The sequence below is a fragment of the Streptococcus porcorum genome, assembly GCF_053203725.1.
This window is the reverse complement of record NZ_JBRUDG010000003.1, coordinates 1-25,257: the sequence shown is the minus strand read 5'-3', so window position 1 is coordinate 25,257 and position 25,257 is coordinate 1. Positions and strand designations below refer to the sequence as shown.

22 protein-coding genes are annotated in these 25,257 nt (G+C 40.5%); 17 read left to right on the top strand and 5 right to left on the bottom strand.

The window, feature by feature from the left end; genetic code table 11:
• Positions 1 to 9: 9 nt before the first annotated feature.
• The 11 genes from ACVRWY_RS01245 to ACVRWY_RS01195 all read left to right on the top strand — a co-directional run bounded on the left by ACVRWY_RS01245 (position 10) and on the right by ACVRWY_RS01195 (position 11,430).
• Complete coding sequence (locus ACVRWY_RS01245) at positions 10 to 231, top strand: helix-turn-helix transcriptional regulator (protein WP_354367331.1); 222 nt, start codon at positions 10 to 12, stop codon at positions 229 to 231.
• Positions 224 to 604: a hypothetical protein gene (locus tag ACVRWY_RS01240; protein ID WP_354367329.1), complete on the top strand. Its 381-nt coding sequence runs from the start codon at positions 224 to 226 to the stop codon at positions 602 to 604. Before ACVRWY_RS01245 ends, ACVRWY_RS01240 begins: the two co-directional genes overlap by 8 nt.
• A 57-nt stretch (positions 605 to 661) precedes the next feature.
• The gene (locus ACVRWY_RS01235; protein ID WP_354367327.1) at positions 662 to 1,414 is read left to right on the top strand and encodes a DUF3169 family protein; all 753 of its coding nucleotides are present in this window, start codon (positions 662 to 664) and stop codon (positions 1,412 to 1,414) included.
• A gap of 9 nt (positions 1,415 to 1,423) precedes the next feature.
• Entirely contained in the window at positions 1,424 to 1,741 is a 318-nt protein-coding gene (locus ACVRWY_RS01230) for a hypothetical protein (protein WP_447455777.1), read from the top strand.
• Positions 1,742 to 1,880: 139 nt separating this feature from the next.
• Positions 1,881 to 2,903 carry an N-acetyl-gamma-glutamyl-phosphate reductase gene (gene argC, locus ACVRWY_RS01225; protein WP_354367323.1) on the top strand — a complete coding sequence of 341 codons (1,023 nt, stop codon included), beginning with the start codon at positions 1,881 to 1,883 and terminating at the stop codon, positions 2,901 to 2,903.
• Positions 2,904 to 2,914: 11 nt separating this feature from the next.
• Entirely contained in the window at positions 2,915 to 4,105 is a 1,191-nt protein-coding gene (gene argJ / locus ACVRWY_RS01220) for a bifunctional glutamate N-acetyltransferase/amino-acid acetyltransferase ArgJ (protein WP_354367321.1), read from the top strand.
• An 8-nt stretch (positions 4,106 to 4,113) separates the two neighbouring features.
• The gene (argB, locus tag ACVRWY_RS01215; RefSeq protein WP_354367319.1) at positions 4,114 to 4,845 is read left to right on the top strand and encodes an acetylglutamate kinase; all 732 of its coding nucleotides are present in this window, start codon (positions 4,114 to 4,116) and stop codon (positions 4,843 to 4,845) included.
• A gap of 8 nt (positions 4,846 to 4,853) precedes the next feature.
• Positions 4,854 to 5,981 carry an acetylornithine transaminase gene (locus ACVRWY_RS01210; protein WP_354367317.1) on the top strand — a complete coding sequence of 376 codons (1,128 nt, stop codon included), beginning with the start codon at positions 4,854 to 4,856 and terminating at the stop codon, positions 5,979 to 5,981.
• Between the two features lie 218 nt (positions 5,982 to 6,199).
• On the top strand, positions 6,200 to 9,178 hold the full coding sequence (locus ACVRWY_RS01205; RefSeq protein ID WP_354367315.1) for a type I restriction endonuclease subunit R: 2,979 nt from the start codon (positions 6,200 to 6,202) through the stop codon (positions 9,176 to 9,178).
• Positions 9,179 to 9,182: 4 nt separating this feature from the next.
• Positions 9,183 to 10,208, top strand: coding sequence for an AbiH family protein (locus tag ACVRWY_RS01200; RefSeq protein WP_354367313.1), 1,026 nt, complete (start codon positions 9,183 to 9,185; stop codon positions 10,206 to 10,208).
• Positions 10,209 to 10,218: 10 nt separating this feature from the next.
• On the top strand, positions 10,219 to 11,430 hold the full coding sequence (locus tag ACVRWY_RS01195; RefSeq protein WP_354367311.1) for a restriction endonuclease subunit S: 1,212 nt from the start codon (positions 10,219 to 10,221) through the stop codon (positions 11,428 to 11,430).
• Between the two features lie 189 nt (positions 11,431 to 11,619).
• Here ACVRWY_RS01195 and ACVRWY_RS01190 read toward each other — a convergent pair whose 3' ends face one another.
• Positions 11,620 to 11,766 carry a putative holin-like toxin gene (locus tag ACVRWY_RS01190; protein ID WP_002940481.1) on the bottom strand — a complete coding sequence of 49 codons (147 nt, stop codon included), beginning with the start codon at positions 11,764 to 11,766 and terminating at the stop codon, positions 11,620 to 11,622.
• A gap of 87 nt (positions 11,767 to 11,853) precedes the next feature.
• Between ACVRWY_RS01190 and ACVRWY_RS01185 the strand changes: the two genes are divergently transcribed.
• The gene (locus ACVRWY_RS01185) at positions 11,854 to 13,449 is read left to right on the top strand and encodes a type I restriction-modification system subunit M (RefSeq protein WP_354367308.1); all 1,596 of its coding nucleotides are present in this window, start codon (positions 11,854 to 11,856) and stop codon (positions 13,447 to 13,449) included.
• A 45-nt stretch (positions 13,450 to 13,494) separates the two neighbouring features.
• Here ACVRWY_RS01185 and nrdF read toward each other — a convergent pair whose 3' ends face one another.
• From nrdF to nrdH, 4 genes are all read right to left on the bottom strand, one after another.
• Positions 13,495 to 14,451, bottom strand: a complete 957-nt coding sequence (gene nrdF, locus ACVRWY_RS01180) for a class 1b ribonucleoside-diphosphate reductase subunit beta (RefSeq protein WP_354367306.1) — start codon at positions 14,449 to 14,451, stop codon at positions 13,495 to 13,497.
• Between the two features lie 449 nt (positions 14,452 to 14,900).
• Positions 14,901 to 17,060 (bottom strand): class 1b ribonucleoside-diphosphate reductase subunit alpha, encoded by a 2,160-nt coding sequence (gene nrdE / locus ACVRWY_RS01175; protein ID WP_354367304.1) that lies wholly within the window; start codon positions 17,058 to 17,060, stop codon positions 14,901 to 14,903.
• Entirely contained in the window at positions 17,050 to 17,415 is a 366-nt protein-coding gene (nrdI, locus tag ACVRWY_RS01170; protein WP_354367302.1) for a class Ib ribonucleoside-diphosphate reductase assembly flavoprotein NrdI, read from the bottom strand. The genes nrdE and nrdI overlap by 11 nt, the downstream gene beginning before the upstream one ends.
• Positions 17,415 to 17,642 (bottom strand): glutaredoxin-like protein NrdH, encoded by a 228-nt coding sequence (nrdH, locus tag ACVRWY_RS01165; protein WP_354367300.1) that lies wholly within the window; start codon positions 17,640 to 17,642, stop codon positions 17,415 to 17,417. Before nrdH ends, nrdI begins: the two co-directional genes overlap by 1 nt.
• A 273-nt stretch (positions 17,643 to 17,915) precedes the next feature.
• On the opposite strand from nrdH, the gene acnA reads away from it, so the two are divergent.
• From acnA to ptsP, 5 genes are all read left to right on the top strand, one after another.
• A complete protein-coding gene (gene acnA, locus ACVRWY_RS01160) occupies positions 17,916 to 20,594 on the top strand; it encodes an aconitate hydratase AcnA (RefSeq protein ID WP_354367298.1) in 2,679 nt (892 codons plus the stop codon).
• Positions 20,581 to 21,699 (top strand): citrate synthase, encoded by a 1,119-nt coding sequence (locus ACVRWY_RS01155; protein ID WP_354367296.1) that lies wholly within the window; start codon positions 20,581 to 20,583, stop codon positions 21,697 to 21,699. The genes acnA and ACVRWY_RS01155 overlap by 14 nt, the downstream gene beginning before the upstream one ends.
• A 3-nt stretch (positions 21,700 to 21,702) precedes the next feature.
• A complete protein-coding gene (gene icd / locus ACVRWY_RS01150; RefSeq protein ID WP_354367294.1) occupies positions 21,703 to 22,896 on the top strand; it encodes an NADP-dependent isocitrate dehydrogenase in 1,194 nt (397 codons plus the stop codon).
• 224 nt (positions 22,897 to 23,120) lie between these two features.
• On the top strand, positions 23,121 to 23,384 hold the full coding sequence (locus tag ACVRWY_RS01145) for a phosphocarrier protein HPr (RefSeq protein ID WP_354367292.1): 264 nt from the start codon (positions 23,121 to 23,123) through the stop codon (positions 23,382 to 23,384).
• A 4-nt stretch (positions 23,385 to 23,388) separates the two neighbouring features.
• The gene (ptsP, locus tag ACVRWY_RS01140; protein ID WP_354367290.1) at positions 23,389 to 25,122 is read left to right on the top strand and encodes a phosphoenolpyruvate--protein phosphotransferase; all 1,734 of its coding nucleotides are present in this window, start codon (positions 23,389 to 23,391) and stop codon (positions 25,120 to 25,122) included.
• Positions 25,123 to 25,257: the final 135 nt, after the last annotated feature.

Here is a 25,257-nt window from a genome sequence, read left to right as displayed (position 1 = left end):
GGAAATATCATGGAATATGTCTTAAAAAATCGGCTCAAGGAATTGCGAGCTAGAGATGGAATCAATCAGACGGAAATGGCAAAATTAGCTGGTATTTCTAGACAGACAGTTAGTTTAATTGAGCGTGGTGAATACACTCCCTCCATTTTAATTGCTTTAAAAATAGCACAAACCTTTAAAGAACCTGTTGAACAAGTTTTTCATCTTGAGGAGGTAGAAAATAATGATTGAGCGTTCTTTTCGTAATACGAGATTCGTGGGGATTATCTTAATAGTAATAGGTTTATTATTGATTGGATTAGATTGGTATGCGGGTGAACCCATTTCTCTTTTTAGCATACTTTATATTCTAACAGGAGTGCTAGAGTTAGCTAATCAAAAGGTGACAAAGTTATTGATTCAAAAGCGAGCGGTGGTAAAACCTTTTCTAATCATACTCCTTGTCTTGCCTATCTCATTGTTAATCTTATCTAAACTGGGCTGGCTGTCTCTACCACATTGGGTGCGAGTAGAGGAAGTTCCACTGGTTTATCTCTATTTACTATTGTTCATCAATAAAATTGACAAATCATCACGAGATAGCAGAAAAACTCATCAAGATTAGGGAAATTCCCCCTTTTAGTGCTATGGGAATGTCATCAAAAATTAAAGGAGAAAAATAATGAAACAAGGTAGAAATGTAGCAGTTAGGATTTTACAATCACTCGGAATTGGTGCCCTTATCGGAGGGCCGATTGGTTTTTTATCAGGCTATCTCAGTTTAACATCTTTTGAAGACATCATCAGTATGGATCAAGTACTTGAACTTTGTTCGTTAGGTTTATCTATAATAGCGGGGCTTTTACTTGTTGTGGTGCTTTATTATCTTGTTCAAAGCAACAAGGTGTTTACAACTTATCAGAAGGTGGATGAAGAGAGTGAGCAAGGAGAGGAGCTTTATCGTGTGTTGAACTTGAGACATTCTTATACGTCAACTTTTAATGCTCTCTTATCTATTATTTGTATTTTAAACCTTATGCTTAGTCTTCGTTTGGATGTTTCTGAACTGGGGTTCAATGTATTTTTTGAGTTTTGGCCTATTTTGGGAATTGCTTTTACAACAGGTGTTCAGATATTTCTTTTAAAACGCTACAATCAGATGCGTGGTATAGAAGCCCCTTTGTCACCGACCCTTAAAGAGTTAAAAAATAATATCCTTGAACAAGATGAAGCAGAGCTAGAGGCTAACTATAAAAACTCTTTTGAGATTGTTATGAATCTTAGTGGAGCTATCTTACCTGTATGCTATATCGTCTGTTTAGCTGTTTCTTTTTTGACAGGAAAAGTAGAGTTGTTGGCGCTCTTAATAACGGCTATGATTCATATTTACATTATGTTGAAGCAGTTTAAAATGGCGAAAGAGTTTTATAGATAGGAGTAAGGTATGGGATTTTTATTGCTATCATTACCGTTTATCTTGATGTACATTTTTTCCGTGGAAGAAAAGCTTAAAAAAATGACGAAGCAAATCCAAAAACTCGAAAAAAGTAAAAAAGGAGAAGAGTCAATGTCAAAAATGCTAGAAGAATTGGTCGGTCAAAAGGTTAAACTGATCTTTGATGGGATTATCAATACAAACGAGCCTTATCATATTTTGGCTGTTGATGAAGAGTGGCTTAAGGTGAGTCGTGTCCATAAAAACGGACAAGAAGAAACAAGGTTAGTAAGAATTGATACACTTCAAGAGGTGAGATGGGATTAGGGCTTCTCTACTTGGTCACTTATAAGAGTGAAAGATCCAGTTTAACTGGATTTTTTTGTATTTTTATACAAAAAATATTGACATTTGTATAAAAATGCTATAAACTATTCTGCATAAAGATTCTAAAAGAGGTATAAATATGAAAGTATCAGTTGTAGGAGTAACAGGGTATAGTGGGTTAGAATTAGTAAAGATATTGGAGAGTCACCCTAATGCTGATTTGGTTTCCGTTTATGCCACTAAAGAGGTTGGTCAAGAGTTATCGTATATTTATCCACATTTGGATGAGGTAACAGCCTTAAAAGTAGAGGCTTTTGATGCAGAAAAAATAATGTCAGAAGCAGACTTGGTCTTTTTTGCCACCCCAAGTGGTATTGCAAAAGATTATGCGCACTATTTTGTTGAAGCTGATTTTCCTTTTATTGACTTATCAGGTGACCATAGACTTCCAGCTGAGACTTATCAAAAATGGTATCAAAAAACGCCAGCTAAAACGGAGGTCTTAGAGCAGTTTACCTATGGCTTGTCTGAGTTTACTGCCTTGAAATGCAAACATCACATTGCTAACCCAGGTTGCTATGCAACTGCTACTGAATTAGCGCTCATTCCTCTCTTAAAAGCACAAGTGATTGATTTAGAATCCATTATTGTTGATGCCAAGAGTGGTTTAAGTGGGGCAGGGAAAAATCCAACCAGTGCCAGTCATTTTGTTCATGTACATGACAATTACGTCACTTATAAGCTGAACCAGCATCAGCATATCCCAGAAATTGTTCAGACATTGCAGAGTTATGAACCCAACTTATCCCATATCCAATTTTCAACTTCCTTAATACCTGTAGCACGTGGCATTGTAGCTACCTTATATTTAAAATTGACCGCAGATTTAACAGAAAATGAGCTTTTAGAGATTTATCAAAAAGCTTACGAGAATAAGCCTTTTGTCCGTGTGAAATCTCACCTTCCTCATCTACACCATGTGATTGGTTCAAACTATACTGACATTGGCTTATCTTACAATCCTCTTACTCAAGTGCTGACAGTAGTTGCTGTGCTTGATAATCTTGTAAAAGGGGCAGCAGGTCAAGCTGTTCAAAATATGAATCTGATGTTCGGCTTTGCCGAAACAGCAGGCTTGTTGGCAGCGCCAGCTTTTATCTAAAGGAGAAAAAAATGAAACTTATTGATGGTAATATAGCCAGTCCGCTAGGTTTTTCAGCAGATGGTTTGCATGCAGGATTTAAAAAGAGAAAGTTGGATTTTGGTTGGATTGTTTCTGAAGTGCCAGCCAGTGTAGCAGGTGTTTATACGACCAACCAAGTTATTGCCGCCCCTCTTATCGTTACGAAGCAAGCCCAGCAGCTAGAAAAGATGCAGGCTATTGTCGTAAACTCAGGTGTTGCCAATTCCTGTACTGGTCAAAAAGGACTAGAAGATGCCTACACCATGCAAGAGTGGACTGCTAAAAAATTAGGGATTGCAAACGATTTGGTTGGGGTTGCTTCAACAGGTGTTATTGGCGAGTTTTTACCACTGGATAAGCTAGAAAATGGCTTATCTAAGATTGTGGTTAATGGCAATGCAGATGATTTTGCCCAAGCAATCTTAACAACAGATACGGTCACAAAGACCATCACAGTTGAAGAGACATTTGGAAAAGATGTGGTGACCATGTCAGGAGTGGCTAAAGGATCAGGGATGATTCATCCTAATATGGCTACCATGCTCGCATTTATTACCTGTGATGCTAATATTTCAAGTCAGACTCTGCAAAAAGCTCTCAGTCAAAAGGTTGAAACAACATTCAATCAAATCACGGTTGATGGTGATACGTCAACTAATGATATGGTCCTTGTCTTATCTAATGGTTGCACCCAAAATCAAGAAATCATTGAAGGAACAGAAGATTATGATCGCTTTGTGGCGATGTTGCATGTTGTGATGACTGATTTGGCTAAAAAGATTGCAAAAGATGGCGAAGGGGCAACCAAGCTGATTCAAGTTGATGTGACAGGAGCTAAGGACAGTCTGTCAGCTCGTATGGTGGCAAAAAGTATAGTGGGATCTAGTTTGGTGAAAACCGCCATTTTTGGTGAGGATGCCAACTGGGGACGCATCATTGCAGCTATCGGTTACGCTGGTGTGGATCTGGATGTGGAGAAAATTGATATTGCACTAGAGCATCTTCCTGTGATGATCCAATCTAGTCCTGTCAGCTTTGATCAAGAGGAGATGGAGGAGGTCATGCAAAAAGATCAGATCACCATCTCTGTTAATCTCAATTCTGGTTTGGAGAGTGGGCGAGCTTGGGGATGTGATTTATCCTATGATTATGTCAAAATCAATGCCTTGTATCGCACTTAGGAGGAAAGATGAAAGAAACAATTGTGATTAAAATTGGGGGAATAGCGAGTCAACAATTACCCCCTGACTTTGTTCAAGACATCAAAGAGTGGCAAGCAGCTGGCAAACAAGTGGTGATTGTACATGGGGGTGGCTTTGCCATCAATAAAATGATGCAAGAAGAGGGGATTTCAGTTGAAAAGATTGATGGATTGCGCGTGACCAGTAAAAGAGCCATGCAGCTGGTGGAGAAAGCTTTATTTGATCTTGGAGAAAAGCTTACAGCCACTCTCTTAAAAGCTGATTGTGACGTTATCCAACTCCAAAGCAACTTGGAAAACCTCTTTGAGGCAGATTTTTTAAATCAGGATAAGTATGGCTACGTGGGGCAGATCAATCAAGTCCATGAGCCTGTTTTAGAGAAGTTTTTTAAGGTAGGTCTGATCCCTGTGATCGCCTCTATGGCAGCAAAAGGTGGGGAGTGGCTAAATGTCAATGCTGACTATGTTGCAACAGCACTTGCCATTGCTGTTAAAGCAGACCAACTTATCTTGATGACAGACGTTCCTGGTGTCAAAGAAAACGGTCAAGTCTTAGCACAGTTACCCCTGCATCAAATTGATCAGAAAATCAACTCAGGCATCATCACAGGTGGTATGGTTCCAAAAATCAAAGGAGCTAGCCAAACGGTAGAAGCAGGCGTACAAACTGTCTTAATCAGCGATAACCTCAAAACAGGAACCTTAATTTGTCAAGCTTAGGAGAAGATATGAGTAAATTATTTCAAAACTACAAACGTGATGCGATTGAGTTTGTTAAAGCTAAAGGCAATACCCTCTACGATCAAGAAGGAAAGCCCTATCTTGATTTTTCATCTGGGATTGGCGTGACCAATCTTGGTTTTCATCCTTTGGTAAAAAAAGCTGTCGCAGAGCAGTTAGAGGCCATCTGGCACACCCCTAACCTCTATCACAATCAGCTACAAGAAGAAGTAGCCAGTCGCTTAATTGGTGACAAAGACTACCTTGCCTTTTTTTGTAATAGTGGAGCAGAGAGTAATGAAGCAGCGATTAAATTAGCCCGAAAAGCAACCAACAAATCCCATATCATCACCTTTAAGCGGTCCTTTCATGGAAGGACCTATGGAGCAATGTCTGCGACAGGTCAAGAAAAGATTCAAGTGGGTTTTGCTCCTTTAGTGTCAGGTTTTTCTTACGCTACCTATAACGACCTTTCCTCTGTCAAAGCCTTGGTGACAGAGGAAACTGCTGCTGTGATGTTGGAGCTGGTGCAAGGTGAGGGAGGCGTGATTCCTGCAGATGCCCAGTTTGTCAAAGACCTGGCAGATTTTTGTCAGAAAGCATCGATTCTCTTGATAGTAGATGAGGTTCAGACTGGTATCGGACGGACAGGAAGCTTATATGCTTTTGAGCAATATGGGATTTTACCAGATATTGTGACCTTAGCCAAAGGCTTGGCAAATGGTTTGCCAGTTGGTGCCATGTTAGGTAAGACAGGGTTAAGCTCTGCTTTTTCCTACGGTAGTCATGGCACAACCTTTGGAGGAAACAAGATAGCTTTAGCTAGCAGTCAAAAGGTCCTAGACATTTTAACACCTGAGTTTTTAGATGAGGTCCGTCAAAAAGCAGCCTACCTCAAAACTCAGTTAGAAGAGCGTCTTTCCTCTTATGACAGTGTTAGTGCCATTCGAGGGATGGGGATGATGCTTGGGATTGAGACCACTAAAGACCTTTCTCAAGTCTTAGATGAGGCTAAGAAAAAAGGGCTTATTCTCCTAACAGCAGGAAGCAATGTGATCCGCCTTTTGCCCCCTCTTACCATTAGTAGGTCCGAGATAGACTCAGCACTTGAGGTTTTAGAGGACGTTTTGTCTTAAAAGAGACTTCATAGATGATTAAAAATATGATAAAATAGTTGTCAAACTAAGACCATAAAAGGAGAGCCTCATGCTCAGAAACCTTGTAACACTATATATATATATATATATATATATATATATATCAACGCCTATCGGCTAAAAGCATTATCTCATCTACTAAAAACAACCTGTCAGAGATGGCAGGCTTTTTGCGTTGTCAAAAGGAGGTGGTCTAGATGCCAGCTCAGCCATTAACTAGTGAAGTTCAGTTTGAAGCTGAGTTGATTCGTCAGCTGATTACAGGTGACAGTCAGTGGGTCTATCGCCCAGACTTGACTACAGAAGAGCAACTTTGGGACAACTTTTTTGACAAGCTAGAAGCTAACAACGTCCGCCTCCTATCTGACCATCCCTTGACTGATCAAGAAAAGCATCAGATTAAAAACCAGCTAAACTTTGTCAATTTCTACGAGGCGGCCAAGTGGTTAGCAGGTGAAAACGGCATCGCCAAAGTTCAAGTACAACGTGAAGATGCTAGCTTAGGTATCGTTCGTTTGGAGGTCATTTGGCGCCACAATGTCGCAGGTGGCAAGTCCAGTTATGAAGTTGTTCACCAAGTTGTGACCAAAGGAGAGGCCAATCGTCAACGACGAGGTGATGTGACGCTCTTAATCAATGGCCTGCCCATGATTCAGATTGAGCTGAAAAGCCGTTCTCATCCGTTTATGGATGCCTTTCGTCAGATTAAAAAATACGAAAAAGAAGGACAGTTTAGAGGGATTTTCTCAAGCCTCCAGATGTTTGTGGTCTCAAACATCAATGAAACCCGCTACATTGCAGCGGCTAAAGAAACCAAGCTCAACGACCGCTTTCTCACCAAGTGGGTAGATAAGAATAACCAAGCCCAACCTCATCTTTTTGACTTTGCCCAAGGGGTCTTGTCCATCCCGATGGCTCACCAAATGGTCATGCAGTATAGCGTGATTGATGACGATAAAAAAGCCCTGATCTTACTTCGTCCCTATCAGGTCCATGCCATCGAGGCTATTAAGGATGCTAGTCGCAACCGTCAGTCAGGTTATATCTGGCATACCACAGGCTCAGGAAAGACCCTGACCAGCTACAAGGTAGCAAGAAACCTCCTGCAGATCCCTTCTATCGAAAAGACGATTTTTGTCATTGATAGGACTGACCTTGACCAGCAGACCACAGCAGCCTTTTTGTCTTACGCTGAAAATGACATGATCGATATTGACGAGACTGATGATACCAAGCACTTGATCAAAAACCTGGCCTCAGAAGATCGACGTGTGGTGGTGACTACCATCCAAAAGCTTAATGCCATGTTACGTCAGTTTGAGGAAGGCCGCCACCAAAAGTCTTATCAGCGAATTAAAACGCTCAAGCTGGCCTTTGTGGTCGATGAGTGCCACCGTGCAGTGACACCAGAGCGAAAGCGGATCCTAGAGCAGTTCTTTGTCAACTCTCTCTGGTATGGCTTTACAGGCACGCCCATCTTTAAGGAAAACAAACGGGAACAAAAAGGTGACTTGGCACAGACCACCAAGGATCAGTATGGGCCTTGCTTACATGAATACACCGTCAAAGAAGCCATTCATGACCGAGCGGTCTTAGGTTTTCAAGTGGAGTACCAGACTACTCTTCCAACTTGGGCAGAAGAGGACATTGAAGATCATTTTTATGATGATGAAGACCACATGCTTAGGGTATTGGATGCGATATTAAACAAGTCCAAGCGCAAGCTCGGTTTTCAAAACGGTGTCGGAAAGACCTATGAGGGGCTTTTGACAGTTAAGTCAATCGCGCGTGCTCAGGCTTACTATGAGCTGATACAAAAGATCAAGGCAGGACAAAGCAAGCTTACTATCTCCGAGTCCAGCAAAAAAGTCCTTCCAGACTTTCCAAAGGTTGCCATCACTTACTCCGTAACGGAAAACGATGATACCTCCATGCTTAACCAAGAGCAGATGACAAAGAGTTTGGACGACTACAATGCCATGTTTGGCACCCACTTTAGCTTAGCCACCTTAGGAGCTTATAACACCGATCTCAACGAACGCTTGGCACGTAAAAAAGACAAGTATGCCTTTCGTGAGGAGCAACTGGATCTGGTTATCGTGGTGGATCGCTTGCTGACAGGATTTGATGCGCCTTGCTTATCGACCATCTTTATGGACAGGCAACCTATGAAACCTCAGCACATCATCCAAGCCTTTTCACGGACCAATCGTCTCTTTGATGAGGGCAAGAAGTTTGGGCAGATCGTCACCTTCCAAACGCCACAGCGCTTCAAGGAAAAAGTTGATGAGGCGCTAAGTCTCTACTCAAATGGTGGAGAGCATGCTGTCCTTGCGCCAACTTGGTTGGAAGAAAAAGCCAAGTTTGAAGAAAAGGTAGCAGGGCTTCTAGCTGTTTCTCCAAGCCCAGAAGAAACCCCAGACCTAGATAGTAGCTCAGATGCTGAGCTAAAGCGTTTTGCTAAGGCATTTCAGGAGTTTGATAAGCTCTTTGCCTCGGTTCAAGTCTATGCCGATTATGATGAAGCTACCCTCCTTCAAGAAGTTGGACTCACACGTGACATCATAGAGGACTTCACCGCCCAGTACCAAAATATCATCGACGAACTGAGACGCCGCCGTCAGGAAGATGATGACGACGGGCTTCCCTTTGATATTGAGTATGAGCTGGAGTCTGTCCGTACAGATGAGATCAACTACCACTATATCCTCTCTTTGATCCAAAACTTGATCGACCTCAAACGTCAAACTATCCCAGAAAAAGAAAAGCAGATGATAGATCACTATCTCTCAGACCTTGATAAGACCAACCCTAAACTGTCTCAGCTCATCTCAAAACTCTGGCAAGATGCCCAGACTAATGCCAGCCACTATCAAGGGCAATCCATCGCCCACAAGCTTGACGAGATGATTGACCTAACCATCCGTGAGCAAGTCGTCACTACAGCACGAGATTGGTGTGTTGGCGAAGACGAACTCCAGTTTATCGTGGACAACTACCGAGTCGGCAAGGACAAGCAAATCGGAGAAAAAGCCCTGGTCGATACCTACGACTATACAAGCTACAAGGAAAACAAGGGCGACCAAGCCCTCAACAAGCTTAAATACAAAAAAGCCCTCAAAGAGGACTATATGAACATGATTGCGGAAGAAATCCTACCATTGAGGGGGAGGTAGAAAGATGGATAAACTATTCATTATTGGAAATGGGTTTGATTTGGCACATGGATTAAAATCAGACTATCTGTATTTTAAAAAGTATGTCTATGAAAAAGCTTATGGTGAAAATCAAATCTTATCCTCCTTAGACGAGATAGAACAAATTGAAGAATTTTTCTTGGAAGAAGACGAAAAGATTGAGATAGAACTGGATAGCATTGAGTTGCCAACTTCAATTAACTTTGAGTATTCAATAGATAATAATTTTTATCGCTATTTCTACCAAATACTATTAAAGATATCCAAGATAGAAGAATTTTGGAGAGATTTTGAAAAATCTTTGGTTAATATTGGTGGATTGTTTGTCGAAACTTTTCCATCAAGCCCAGAATATGCTCCACATACAGCGGAAGATACAGCAGAAAACATCAAGGAGTTTGTATCTTATGCAATCCCAAAGTTATTAGGAGAGTGGATTTATTATGTTTATCAGGATTGGGAAAAAGAGTTAGAAGATAGAACAATTACAAAGCATATTTCAAAAGATACGATTATGCTTTCAAAGGATGCCTACTTCTTGACTTTTAACTATACGCATGTTTTGGAAGATTATTATGGTATTTCTCCAAAACAAATTTGCCATATTCATGGCGAGTTAGTTAAAACAGAACTTTTAATGGGGCATGGTAATTACTATTCGAAGTTACATGAGGACCCAACTTCAACTCCATACTATTTAGATGGGGCTGTTGAAGCAACTAGGAAACCTGTTCAAAAGCAATTGCAAAGACACGCTGAGTTTTTTGATGGCTTGAAAGATGTTAAAGAACTCTATGTAATTGGTTTTAACTTGACCGATAGTCATACAGTAGATAGACCATACTTTGAGGAAATATTTAAACGAGTACCTCAGGTGGACATTTTCATCGATAACTACAAATATAACGAAGAAAAGGAACGTAATATCAAACGAACTTTACAATCTTGGGGTGCTAAAAAAGCTCATCAATTGAGGTTTATTGATACAGATACAAATACAGTAGTGTAAAGGAGATTTAATGAAAACAAACAATAATATCCCAGCCTATCGTTTTCAAAGCTACACTGACGCTTGGGAACTGCGGAAGTTGGGGGAAGTAATTGAACAGCAAATAAGAGAAGTTGATAAACCTGATGACGCTTATAGGAGGCTATCTGTACGTTCTCATGCGAAAGGAACTTTTCATCAGCTTGTTGAGGATCCAAGCACCGTTGCTATGGATAAACTTTACATTGTTAAAGCAGATGATTTAATAGTAAATATTACATTTGCTTGGGAACATGCTATTGCAGTTGCGAATTTGTATGATGATGGTTTACTGGTTTCTCATCGCTTCCCTACTTATAGAGCTAAGTGCAATTCAGATATAAAATATTTAAAATATTTAGTATCACAAGAAGACTTTCGTCGAAAATTAGAATTTATCTCTCCAGGTGGGGCAGGACGAAACAGGGTAATGAATAAAAAGGATTTCATCAATTTAAAGGCTGTTTTCCCCACCCTTCCCGAACAAACCACCATCGGCACTTTCTTCTCCACCTTGGACCAACACATCACCCTTCATCAGCGTAAGTTGGACACGCTCAAGGAGCAGAAGAAGACCTATCTCAAACTCCTCTTTCCAGCCAAGGGACAAACCAAACCAGCCCTCCGCTTCCGAGGCTTTGAAGACGACTGGGAAGAAGTGAAGTTGGGGGAAGTGTTGATTAAAAATTCTAAAAGAAATAAAGATTTAAGAATTATCAATGTAGAAAGTGTTTCAAATAGGCTAGGATTTGTAAAACAAACAGAACAATTTGAAGATTATTCTGTTGCGAGTTCAGATTTATCTAATTACTATGTTATTTCAGAAAAGCAATTTGCATATAATCCTTCTCGAATTAATGTTGGTTCAATAGCTTATAAAAAACTTGGTGAGGAATCTTCTGTGGTATCACCGTTGTATGTTTCATTTTCAACCAGTGAAAATGTTGAAGATTATTACTTATGGTACTGGTTTAAAACAGAGTTATTTCACTCGCAACGGATAGTCTTTTCAGAAGGTGGAGTACGAGATACACTATCTTATAATCAACTTTCTGAAATTATTCTCTCCCTCCCTTCCCTCCCCGAACAGGAAGCTATCGGCACTTTCTTCCAAACCCTCGATCAAGAGATTGCTCAGGTAGAGGATAAGCTGGCTAGCTTGAAAGAGATGAAAAAGACCTTACTCCGTAAATTATTTGTATAGCTCTGCTAAGCCTCAAATGCTCCTAAGTTATCCAATATAAAAATCTTGATAAACTGACGATATTTTGTTAGAATAAGCATAGAAAAAGAGTTGGACGGCAATCCAACTCCTAGTAGAGCCATTTCGGTGGTTCACAATGTTTGTTTTATATTAAAATAAAATCGTCAGTGTCCCAAAATATTGACGGTTTTATTTTTTGTCTGCGAATGTTTTATAGATAATAATGACTAAATTGATGAGATTTAAGATAAATCCACCGAAGGCAATCATTACCATCAAAACATCAGTTAGAGACATTTGTTCCCCCTTTCTGTAAGATTTCGGACTTATTTCCATAAGCACCACCTCCAGTTAGAAAGTTGGAACCACCGTCATATTTCTCTACCTCTCGATTATACCATATCTTTAGAAAGAATCACAGACATGAACAATTCAAACAACTCTCAATCCCTTTACCAGTCCCTTTGGAATGCGGCAGATATTCTCCGTGGCAAGATGGACGCTAACGAATACAAGTCCTACCTTTTGGGCTTGATTTTCTACAAATACCTGTCAGATAAGTTGCTTTTGGCAGTGTGTGACAACCTTGATGAATCCTTTGACAGTTTGTCACAGGCTCAAAGGCTCTATGAAGAAAATTTTGCGGATCCAGATGTTAAGGAAGATTTGCTAGATGTCCTTGATGATGAGCTAGGTTACTTTATCGAGCCTGGTCTGACCTTTACGGCCTTGGTAGCAAAAGTCCATACTAGCAACTTCCAGTTGGAAGACTTGGCACAGGGCTTCCGTGATATTGAGCAGTCCAATGAGATTTTTGAAAACCTGTTTGAAGACATCGACCTCTACTCTAAAAAGCTAGGGCCAACACCACAAAAGCAGAATCAGGTGATTTCAGCCTTGATCAAAGAACTCCATGAACTCAACCTCAGCAACCATGATGGAGATGTCTTGGGGGATGCTTATGAGTACCTGATTGGTCAGTTTGCCAGTGACTCCGGTAAGAAAGCAGGCGAATTCTACACACCTCAAGCTGTTTCCCACCTCATGACCCAGATTGTCTTTCTTGGACGGGAACATCAAAAGGGCATGACCCTCTATGACCCAACCATGGGATCAGGTTCCCTCCTTCTTAACGCCAAACGTTACAGTAAAGAGGCTTCGACTGTTTCCTACTTCGGTCAGGAGATTAACACCTCGACTTACAACCTTGCTCGCATGAACATGATGCTCCACGGGGTGGCCATCGAAAACCAAAAACTTCATGTTGGTGATACCCTTGATGCGGACTGGCCAACGACTGAGCCGACAGACTTTGACGGGGTGCTCATGAACCCACCTTATTCTCAGAAGTGGAGTGGGGACGCTGGTTTCCTGCAAGACGCACGTTTCTCCAGCTATGGTGTCCTTGCACCCAAGTCCAAGGCTGACTTCGCCTTCCTCCTTCATGGTTTCTACCACCTCAAGCATTCAGGTGTTATGGCCATTGTTCTCCCTCACGGGGTTCTCTTTAGGGGAAATGCAGAGCAGAAAATCCGTCAGCATCTTCTAGAAGAAGGAGCCATTGACACCGTGATTGGACTGCCAGCCAACATCTTCTACAATACCTCCATTCCAACGACTGTCATCATTCTCAAGAAAAACCGCACCAGCAAAGATGTCCTCTTTATCGATGCTTCTAAAGAATTTGACAAGGGCAAAAACCAAAATATCATGACCGATGACCATATCGCCAAGATTTTGAACGCCTATCAAGACCGTCAAGATGTGGACAAGTTTGCCCACCTAGCCAGCTTTGAGGAGATTGTGGAAAACGACTACAACCTCAACATCCCTCGCTATGTCGATACCTTTGAGGAAGAGCCTGTTGTTCCACTGACAGAGCTTGCGGACAAGCTGGCCCAGACCGATGAGGAAATCGCAGCAACCACAGCCCAACTTGAAGCTATGCTTGGTCAGCTAGTCGGTACCACACCAGAAGCACAAGCAGAGCTGACAGCCTTTTTGGATAAAATCAGATAATCAAAAAAACGAGTTTGGATTTTCCAAGCTCGTTTTTGGGTAGGATTAAAGTCCGATGGTGTAGTCGTCATCTTGCATGGCTTCAACACTACCAAGCAGATAACCATTTCCAACTTGTGAGAAGAAGTCGTGGTTGGACGTCCCTGTTGAGATACCATTCATGACGATAGGGTTAACATCGTCTGCTGTATCAGGAAAGAGAGGATCTTGTCCAAGGTTCATCAAAGCCTTATTGGCATTGTAGCGAAGGAAGGTCTTAACCTCCTCGGTCCATCCAACAGGATCATAAAGTAGTTCAGTGTAAGCTTCTTCATTTTCATAAAGCTCATAAAGCAGATCATACATCCAGTCACGGAGTTTATCTTGTTCTTCCTCACTAAGCTCATTAAAACCAAGCTGGAACTTGTAGCCGATATAAGTTCCATGCACAGACTCATCACGGATAATCAACTTAATAATCTCAGCAACATTGGCTAATTTATTATTTCCAAGGTAGTAAAGTGGTGTGAAAAAGCCAGAGTAAAAGAGGAAGGTTTCTAGGAAAACAGAAGCCACCTTGCGCTCAAGAGCGGTACCATTACGGTAAATCTCAGTAACGATACGAGCTTTCTTTTGGAGAAACTCATTTTCTTCTACCCATGCAAAAATAGCTTCAATCTCAGACTTAGTATTAAGCGTTGAAAAGATAGAAGAGTAGGATTTGGCATGGACAGACTCCATGAACTCAATGTTGTTTAAGACAGCTTCCTCGTGTGGGGTACGGACATCTTTTTTGAGTTGGCTCATGCCCACCTCTGATTGCATGGTATCAAGTAGGGTCAGACCGCCAAAGACCTTTCCTACCAAGTCTTTTTCCACATCAGAGAGCTTGCGCCAATCATCAAGGTCGTTTGACAATGGGATGCGGGTATCTAACCAAAACTGTTCCGTCAACTTTTCCCAAGTGGACTTATCAACAGCATCCTCGATTTCATTCCAGTTTATGGCTTTGTAGTAGGTCATGAAGAACTCCTTATTGTTTGATCTTAATTGAAATATTATACCATATTTTAGGTAAAATTGCCTTTGAAAATCATCTTCTCTCAGAGCAAAATGAGAGGAGGCTAAGGGCAAATCCCCCACCTCCTCTGTAGTGTTACAGCTTGTTTATCTTTTTAATACCTTTTAATGTGGCAGAAGTGCCCTATCTTTTTAGATTTTTAAACGGTCTTAGTATCTTTTTAATTGAACTCGCCCTAAAATCCTTGTGAAAATGTTGTACTTTCTTGTGTCTTGCGACCCTGCGTAAGTCTCCCATTTTCCTACGGATTTTTAAACGGGCTTAGTATCTTTTTGAATCGAACTTTTGTTACAAGACTGGACAAAAATGATAACTTTCCTTGAGTATGAGATACTCTGCGTCAAGTTCCTATTTTTGTCAGGTCTTGCTTAACACAAAAGTATCTTATTTTCTAAATCACGCAACTTTCACATTGGTTTGAGCCGACTTCTGCACCGTCATCGGTATAGGTGCGGACGTAGTAGATAGACTTGATGCCTTTGTTGAAGGCGTAGTTACGAAGGATAGAGAGGTCACGGGTAGTTTGCTTACTTTCTGTTTTCCACTCGTACAGTCCTTCTGGGATTTCGCTACGCATAAAGAGGGTCATGGATAAACCTTGGTCCACATGTTCTGTTGCAGCGGCGTAAACATCAATGACCTTACGCATGTCCATGTCATAAGCAGAGGTATAGTAAGGGATGGTATCTGTTGATAAGCCGTTAGCAGGATAGTAGATTTTACCGATTTTTTTCTCTTGACGCTCTTCGATGCGTTGAGTGATAGGGTGGATCGAAGCAGAGCAGTCATTGATATATGAGATAGAACCATTTGGTGCGACAGCAAGACGGTTTTGGTGGTAAAGTCCATCTTTCATGACAGCTTGGCGCAAGGCTTCCCAATCTTCTGCTTGAGGGATAAAGTGCCCTTCAAAAAGTTCTTTAACACGGTCTGATTGCGGTGTAAAGCGACCAGTCACATACTTATCAAAGTAAGTTCCATCTGCGTATTTTGAGTTTTCAAAATTATGGAAAGTAACACCACGTTCACGCGCAATGTTGTTAGACTCAACCAATGTCCAATAATTCATGAGCATAAAGTAGATATCAGTAAATTCAACGGACTCAGGGCTTCCGTACTCGATATGACGTTTAGCCAAGTAAGAGTGAAGTCCCATCGCCCCTAACCCAAAGGTATGCGCTTGAGCATTACCATTTTTGATACTTGGGACAGCATCAATACTTGAGCTATCTGTAACAAAAGTAAGGGCACGTGTCATAGTACGGATAGATTTCCCAAAATCAGGTGAGGTCATCATGTTCAAGACATTAGTTGACCCTAAATTACATGAAATATCGGTTCCCATTTGTAAAAACTCTTGCTGGTCATTGATGAGACTCGGAGTTTGGACTTGAAGGATTTCTGAGCAAAGGTTACTCATCACGATGCGGCCATCAATAGGATTTGATTGGTTAGCTGTATCGATATTGATGACATAAGGATAACCTGACTCTTGTTGGAGTTTTGAAATTTCAGTTTCAAGTTCACGCGCATTGATCTTAGTTTTTGTAATTTTAGGATTAGCAACTAATTCATCGTACTTTTCCGTGATATTGATGTAGTTAAAAGGCACACCATATTCTTTTTCGATAGAGTATGGGCTAAAGAGGTACATGTCCTCATTTTGACGTGCTAATTCATAAAACTTATTTGGGATGGTTAGACCCAGTGAGAGAGTTTTTACGCGAATTTTCTCATCGGCATTTTCTTTTTTAGTGGAAAGAAATTGCATGATATCTGGATGGAAAACATCAAGATAAACCACACCAGCTCCCTGACGTTGGCCAAGCTGATTAGAATAAGAAAAGCTATCTTCAAAAAGCTTCATCACAGGAACGACACCAGAGGCAGCGCCAGCATATCCCTTGATAGGAGCACCAGCTTCGCGGAGGTTACTCAAAGAAATCCCTACCCCACCACCGATACGTGACAATTGTAGGGCAGAGTTGATGGAGCGGCCAATAGAGTTCATATCATCTGTTACTTGGATCAAGAAGCAAGAGACCAACTCTCCACGACGGCTACGACCAGCATTTAGGAAACTAGGTGTCGCAGGTTGATAACGTTGATGAATCATCTCTTTTGCCAAATCACGCGCCAACTCTTCATCACCATTTGCAAAGTAAAGGGCATTAAAGAGAACACGGTCTTCAATACTTTCTAGGTATTCTTCACCATCATTCGTTTTAAGGGCATACTGTTGATAAAACTTGTAGGCAGCCATAAAAGATTGGAAACGAAAATCAAGTGAGTGGAGATAGCGTGAGAGCTCTTCGATAAACTCTGGACGATAATTTTGAATAAACTCCGATTCAATATAGTTTTCTTCAATTAGATAGGTAATTTTCTCAGTAATCGAATTAAATTTTTTAGAATAAGGTTTTACATTTTCAAGGAAAAAAGCACGAAGAGCTTCCTTGTCCTTATGGAGAGGGATTTGCCCATTGATTGGACGGTTGATTTCATTGTTTAGGCGGAAGTAAGAAACATCGCCGATAGATTTAAGACCCATGAGATAAGATTCCTTTTACTTTTTCAACATCTTCAGGTGTTCCGTTAAATTCAAATTCATATAAAACGGGAATACCATAAGTTTTGGCATAACGACGAGCAACATGACAAAATTCTGGTCCAAAATTTCGGTTACCAGATCCCATCAGTCCCCTCATATAGTGATGGTTGCTTTCAACAAAGCGATCGAGAAACTCTAGCCCATCTTCATAAGTAGGGGTGATAAGGATAAAGTCTTCATCTAAAAGAAGGGTTTCTTCTTGTCGTTTGATTTCAATGATTTGCTCTTGAGGTAAATTTAACTTTTTGACAAAACGTCTAGTCTGTCCCGTAAGAGAATAAAAAGCCAATTTCATTAGTTTAAAATTTCTTTTAATTTAGCAGGCTGAAAACCTGAAAAAACAACCTCTCCTGCTTCAATGACAGGTGCAGAGGTGAAGCCTAGGCTTTTAACATACTCCACCTTATCTGGCTGCTCATCAATATTGATTTCTTGGAAATCCGCTCCATTTTGCTCTAGAAATTTTTTAGTCATTTTGCATTGCATGCAATTATTTTTTGAAAATACTGTAATAGCAGCCATTTTTCGTCACTCCTATAAATTTTTATTATTCTTGCTAAAAAGCACCCTACTAGAATACCCAAAAATAGATAAAAAATCAAGTAGGTAATTTGCTAATTACACTATATCTAGTACAGGATAAGAATAAAGCCCACTAGATATAGTGTTTTATGCTGGTATAAATATTTTTTATAGCATTTGTCACTTTTTCTAACATCCGAGGTGATTTGTTAGTAGATATAACATCTTTTGTGGGGTATAATGGAGGTCAATTCTTAACAAAGGAGATGAATTATGAGGGATTATCAGTCGATTATTCAAATTGATGGTAAAAAATATACATACATTGATTTGAAAAAAATCAGTCAAGACTATGGTGTAGAGCTAGCTAGCCTTCCTTACACTATCCGTATTCTACTTGAAAGTTTATTCAGAAAATATGATGGTTTAGATGTGACAAAAACTCACTTAGAAAACCTTCTTTATTTTAATCCTCAGTCTCCAAAAGGTGAGGTTCCTTTTAAGCCTAGCCGAGTGATTCTGCAAGACTTTACGGGGGTTCCTGTTGTGGTGGATCTGGCAGCGATGCGACAAGCCGTAGTACAGCATGGAGGAAATCCTGACTTAATTAACCCAGAGATTCCAGTCGATTTAGTGATTGACCATAGTGTTCAAGTCGATGTGGCTGGATGTGAGTCAGCTCTGTCAGAAAATATTACTTTGGAATTCGAGCGAAATGATGAACGTTATGCTTTTTTGAAATGGGCAGAGCATTCTTTTGAAAATTATCGAGCAGTTCCTCCAGCTACAGGTATTATCCATCAAGTGAATATTGAGTATTTATCAGATGTCATTATTGAAAAAGATGGTTTCCTCTATCCTGATTCCATGTTTGGAACAGATAGCCACACGACAATGATTAATGGTATCGGTGTACTTGGCTGGGGTGTCGGAGGGATTGAAGCAGAAGCTGCGATGCTGGGAGAGGCTTCTTACTTCCCAGTTCCAGAAGTGGTTGGGGTGCGTTTGGTTGGTAAACTACCAAAGACAGCCACAGCAACAGATTTAGCCTTGAAAGTCACACAAGTTCTTCGTTCTGCCAATGTGGTTGGAAAATTTGTAGAGTATTTTGGCTCAGGGTTAAAACACCTTAGTTTAGCTGATCGGGCTACCGTAGCCAATATGGCTCCAGAATATGGTGCAACCTGTGGCTATTTCCCAATTGATGATGAGACCTTGACCTACATGAGCTTAACCAATCGTAGTCAAGCGCAGGTTGAACGAACTGAAACATATGCTAAAGTGAATGGTCTATTCTATGACGACAATACAGAAGCTCAATATAGTCAAGTGATTGAGATTGATTTATCTCTTATTGTTCCAAGTATTTCAGGACCTAAACGTCCTCAAGATTTAATCTCCTTGGATCAGGCAAAAATAGCCTTTGAAGATGCCCTAGTAAGAGAAGAAGGGGTGCAAGGCTTTGGATTGACCAAAGAAGAATTATATAAAACAGCCACAGTTATCTACGATAATCACACAGAAATCATCAAAACAGGGCATGTGGCTATTGCAGCGATTACCAGTTGCACCAATACTTCTAACCCTTATGTATTAATGGCGGCAGGTTTACTGGCTAAAAAAGCCGTCGAAAAAGGTCTGAGCGTATCAAAAACAGTGAAAACATCCCTAGCACCAGGTTCTAAAGTGGTTACAGGGTATTTAAAAAATAGTGGTTTGCAAGCTTATTTAGACCAACTAGGTTTTCAAGTGGTGGGCTATGGCTGTACGACTTGTATTGGAAACTCAGGCCCTCTTAGCCCAGAGGTTTCAAAAGCTATTTTAGAAGAAGATTTGTTGGTCAGCGCAGTTTTATCAGGGAATCGAAACTTTGAAGGTCGTATTAACCCGCTGGTTAAGGCAAACTTTTTGGCAAGTCCTCCTTTAGTAGTCGCCTATGCTCTTGCTGGAACAACCCATATTGATTTGACGTCAGATCCTTTAGGGTTTGATGAAAAAGGCCAAGCGGTTTATTTAGTTGATATCATGCCAGATGAGAAAGAAGTGACAGCTTATATCGAAAAATATGTCACGCGTCAGCTTTTCCAAGAAGAATATGCTCAAGTTTTTACGGATAGTGACAAGTGGAATGCCATTCCTGTGAGCTCTAGTCCAACTTATGATTGGGATCAAGCTTCAACCTATATTCAAAATCCACCTTATTTTGAGACGTTAGATCAAGAAGTAAACCTAGCTCCTTTAAAAAATATGCGTGTTTTAGCCAAGTTTGGAGATACCGTCACCACGGACCATATCTCTCCAGCTGGAAATATTGCTAAAGGCAGTCCTGCAGCTACTTATCTTGAGGAGCATGGCGTAACCTATCAAGATTTTAATTCCTATGGTAGTCGTCGGGGAAATCATGAGGTGATGATGCGAGGGACTTTTGCCAATATTCGTATTAACAACCAGTTAGCAGAAGGGAAAATTGGTGGTTATACGCGATATAAGGGAGAGATGGTTTCGATTTACGATGCGGCGATGGCCTACAAAGAGAGTGATGTTCCTACATTAATTATTGCAGGACGTGACTATGGCATGGGGTCAAGTCGTGACTGGGCTGCAAAAGGGACCAGCCTTTTGGGAGTGAAGGCTGTTTTAGCTGAGAGCTTTGAGCGTATTCATCGGTCTAATTTGGTGATGATGGGAGTTCTTCCTCTTCAGTTTTTGGAGGGTCAATCTGCTGACAGCTTAGGTTTGACAGGTTTTGAGAGCTATGACATTATTTTGCCAGATACTCTAGAAGTAGGGGCTTTGGTAACGGTTTATGCTAAAGATGACAAAGCTGAAAAAGTCTTTCAAGTTCGTTTACGTTTTGATGCGGATGCTGATATTCGTTACTATAAAAATGGTGGGATTTTACCAATGGTAGTCCGTAAAAAATTGAAGGGAGCAGGCTATGACGCAAGCTAATGGATTAAAAGATACGATTGCCTGTGATACAAGGATTAGCTCGATTGTTGATGACCGCTTATCATATGCGGGTTATAGTATCTCAGAATTGATGGACAATAATGCCAGTTTTGAAGAAGTCATTTATCTTTTGTGGAATTTACATTTGCCAACACAAATTGAGCTGAAACATTTTGAAAAAGAACTACGTGCCAACTATGCGATTAGCGATGCAGTGGAGCAGTGTATCTTGATTCAATCACGTCAGCACCTTCATCCGATGAGTGTCCTTCGTTCAACTGTGAGTCTTTTGGGGGTTTATAATGTTAAGGCTGAGGAGAATGGTGTTGAAGCAACCTATGAACAAAGTATTCAGTTGATGGCTAAGATTCCAACTATTATTGCTACTTTTGCCAGATTACGTCGGGGAGAGATTCCGATTGCTCCTAGAGAGGATCTTGGGTTTGCAGCGAACTTTCTTTATATGTTAAATGGGAAAGAACCAAGTGAGCTAGAAGTTTTAGCGATGAATCGGGCTCTAGTCCTTCATGCTGACCATGAATTAAATGCATCAACCTTTACAGCGCGTGTTTGTGCTTCTACTCTGACGGATATTTATTCTTGTGTTACGGCGGCTATTGGTGCTTTAAAAGGACCTTTACATGGTGGTGCTAATGAGCGTGTTTTTGAAATGTTAAAAGAAATTCGCGACCAAGGAAGTACAGAAATTTATCTGAAAGAAAAGTTGGATTCTCACGAAAAAATCATGGGCTTTGGCCATCGTGTTTATAAAACTCAGGACCCTAGAGAACCTTATCTTCGTCAAATGGCTAAGGAACTAACAGAAGGGACAGATGAAGCGATTTGGTATGATTTGTCTCGAGAAGTTGAAGATTATATGAAAAACAGCAAAGGGCTGATTCCTAATGTTGATTTTTATTCGGCGACGGTCTATCATGTGTTAGGGATTGATAGTTCTATTTTTACTTTGATTTTTGCCATGAGTCGAGTTTCAGGTTGGATTGCACATATTCAAGAGCAAAAGAAAAATAATAAACTGATCAGGCCACGTTCCAATTATTTAGGACAAGAAAATCTTGAGTATATTCCAATTGGAAGGAGATAACATATGAAAATTGAAATGAAAAACAAGCACCTACTTGTTCCTGACACTCTTACAATTCCTTATATTGAAGGTGATGGTGTTGGAGTGGATATTTGGAAAAATGCAAAAGAGGTCTTGGATGTAGCTATCGAAAAAGCTTACAAAAATAAACGGCGAATAACTTGGAAAGAGTTACTAGCAGGTAAAAAGGCCTTTGAGCAAACAGGAGACTGGTTGCCTAATGAAACACTGAAGACTATTTCTGAATATTTGGTTGCAATTAAAGGACCTTTAGAAACACCAGTCGGTGGAGGACGGCGTTCTTTGAATGTCGCGCTTCGTCAAGAGTTAGATCTTTATGCCTGTGTTCGACCAGTTCGCTATTTTAAGGGAGTCCCTAGTCCTTTAAAGGAGCCTGAAAAAACCAATATAACCATCTTTCGTGAGAATACAGAAGATATTTATGCAGGGATTGAGTGGGAAGAGGGAACAGAAGAAGTTGAAAAACTGATTTCATTTTTACAAGAAGAAATGGGTGTTGATCGTATTCGTTTTCCTAAAAGCTCAAGTATTGGGATCAAGCCCATCTCAAAAGAAGGATCGGAGCGTTTGATCCGCTCAGCGATTGATTACGCCCTAGCTCATGGTTTATCTAAGGTCACTCTTGTTCATAAAGGGAATATCCAAAAATTCACAGAAGGTGGCTTTAGGTGTTGGGGATATGAACTAGCAGAAAGAGAATATTCAACAGAATTGGCAAAAGGACAGCTTGAGATAACAGATGTGATTGCTGATAATTTCTTACAACAAATCTTATTAAACCCAGATCAATATCAAGTGGTTGCTTTAACTAATTTAAACGGTGACTACGCCAGTGATGCTCTAGCAGCTCAAGTTGGGGGAATTGGTATTTCTCCAGGGGCTAATATTAACTATCAAACAGGGCATGCTATTTTTGAAGCGACCCACGGGACAGCTCCAGATATTGCTGGTAAAGATTTGGCAAATCCATGTTCTCTTCTTCTTTCTGCCTGTATGCTCTTAGAATATATCGGATGGAGTGAAGCGTCAGATCTAGTGACAGGAGCGATCGGACAAGCTTTTCTCAATCAAGATGTTACTTCTGATTTTGCCAGTCAGTTGTCAAAAGGAACAGGGCTAACAACAAGCCAATTTTGCCAAAAATTAATAGAAAACATCCATAATTCAAAAGAATAAGCGATTAATATACTAATGTTATTATTGAACATTAGTATATTTGCGTTAAAACGAGAAATTATATAGAAGAAAAATCTGAAAATCAGGAAAGGGATTTCAGTTTTTTTCCTAAAACAATGTTTTTACCTTGAAAAGCAAATAGCACTATGGTATAATATAGCATTGTAAGGGTTATCATTTTATGAAAACCTAAAAATTCAAACAGAAAAAAGGAGAACCATAACATGGCTTCAAAAGATTTCCACATCGTTGCAGAAACAGGTATTCACGCACGTCCAGCTACTTTGCTTGTTCAAACAGCTAGCAAATTTGCTTCAGATATCACTCTTGACTACAAAGGTAAAGCAGTTAACCTTAAATCAATCATGGGTGTTATGAGTCTTGGTGTTGGCCAAGGTGCTGACGTTACTATTAACGCTGAAGGTGCAGATGCTGATGATGCTATCGCAGCTATCGCAGAAACAATGACAAAAGAAGGATTGGCATAAGACTATGACAGAAATGCTTAAAGGAATTGCGGCATCTGATGGTGTTGCTGTTGCTAAAGCATATCTACTTGTTCAACCGGATTTGTCATTTGAGACTGTTTCAGTCAATGATACCAATGCAGAAGAAGCTCGTTTGGATGCAGCCCTCGAGGCTTCACAAAACGAGCTTTCTGTTATCCGTGAAAAAGCAGTAGGTACGCTTGGAGAAGAAGCGGCACAAGTATTTGACGCTCACTTAATGGTTCTTGCTGACCCAGAAATGATTGGTCAGATCAAAGAAACGATTCGTGCCAAACAAGTTAATGCTGAAGCAGGACTTAAAGAAGTAACAGATATGTTTGTTGCCCTCTTTGAAGGTATGGAAGATAATCCATATATGCAAGAGCGTGCAGCAGATATCCGTGACGTTGCTAAACGTGTTCTTTCTCACCTTCTTGGTGTAAAATTACCAAACCCAGCAACGATTGATGAAGAGTCAATTGTGATTGCACACGATTTGACACCATCAGATACAGCACAATTAGATGCAAACTTCGTTAAAGCTTTTGTAACAAACATTGGTGGCCGTACAAGTCACTCAGCTATCATGGCGCGTACCCTCGAGATTGCAGCGGTACTTGGTACAAACAACATCACAGAAATTGTAAAATCAGGGGATGTTTTAGCGGTTAACGGTATCACTGGTGAGGTGATTATCAACCCAACAGAAGAGCAAATTGCAGAATTTAAAGCAGCAGGTGAAGCTTATGCTAAGCAAAAAGCAGAGTGGGCACTTCTTAAAGATGCACAAACTGTTACAGCTGATGGCAAACACTTTGAATTAGCTGCTAATATCGGTACACCTAAAGATGTTGAAGGGGTCAACAATAACGGTGCAGAAGCTGTTGGACTTTATCGTACAGAGTTCTTGTACATGGACTCACAAGATTTCCCAACAGAAGATGAGCAATACGAAGCTTACAAGGCTGTTCTTGAAGGCATGAATGGTAAACCAGTTGTGGTTCGTACAATGGATATCGGTGGGGATAAAGAACTTCCTTACTTCGACCTTCCACACGAAATGAACCCATTCCTTGGTTTCCGTGCCCTTCGTATCTCTATTTCTGAAACTGGTAATCAAATGTTCCGTACGCAATTGCGTGCCCTTCTTCGTGCATCAGTACATGGTCAACTTCGTATCATGTTCCCAATGGTTGCCTTGTTGACAGAATTCCGTGCAGCAAAAGCTATCCTTGAAGAAGAAAAAGCGAATCTTAAAGCTGAAGGTGTAGCAGTTTCAGATAATATTCAAGTGGGTATCATGATTGAGATTCCGGCAGCAGCCATGCTTGCAGACCAATTTGCCAAAGAAGTTGACTTCTTCTCAATTGGTACAAACGACCTTATCCAATACACAATGGCTGCGGACCGTATGAACGAACAAGTATCATACCTTTACCAACCATACAACCCTTCTATCCTTCGCTTGATCAACAATGTTATCAAAGCAGCACATGCTGAAGGTAAATGGGCTGGTATGTGTGGTGAGATGGCTGGTGACCAACAAGCTGTGCCACTTCTTGTCGGAATGGGACTTGATGAGTTCTCTATGAGTGCTACATCAGTTCTTCGTACGCGTAGCCTTATGAAGAAACTTGACACTGCTAAAATGCAAGAATATGCAAACCGTGCATTGACAGAATGTGCAACAGCAGAAGAAGTTCTTGAACTTCAAAAAGAATACGTTAACTTTGATTAAAAATTAAGGGCTCTATAATTTCTGTAGTGGGTAAGAACACCGTGGAAATTATGGAGCCTTTTTGAATATAGAAAAAGGTCCCATATGACCTATAATGAAAAGCGACGAAACTCACATTAGAAAGGGTTCATATGG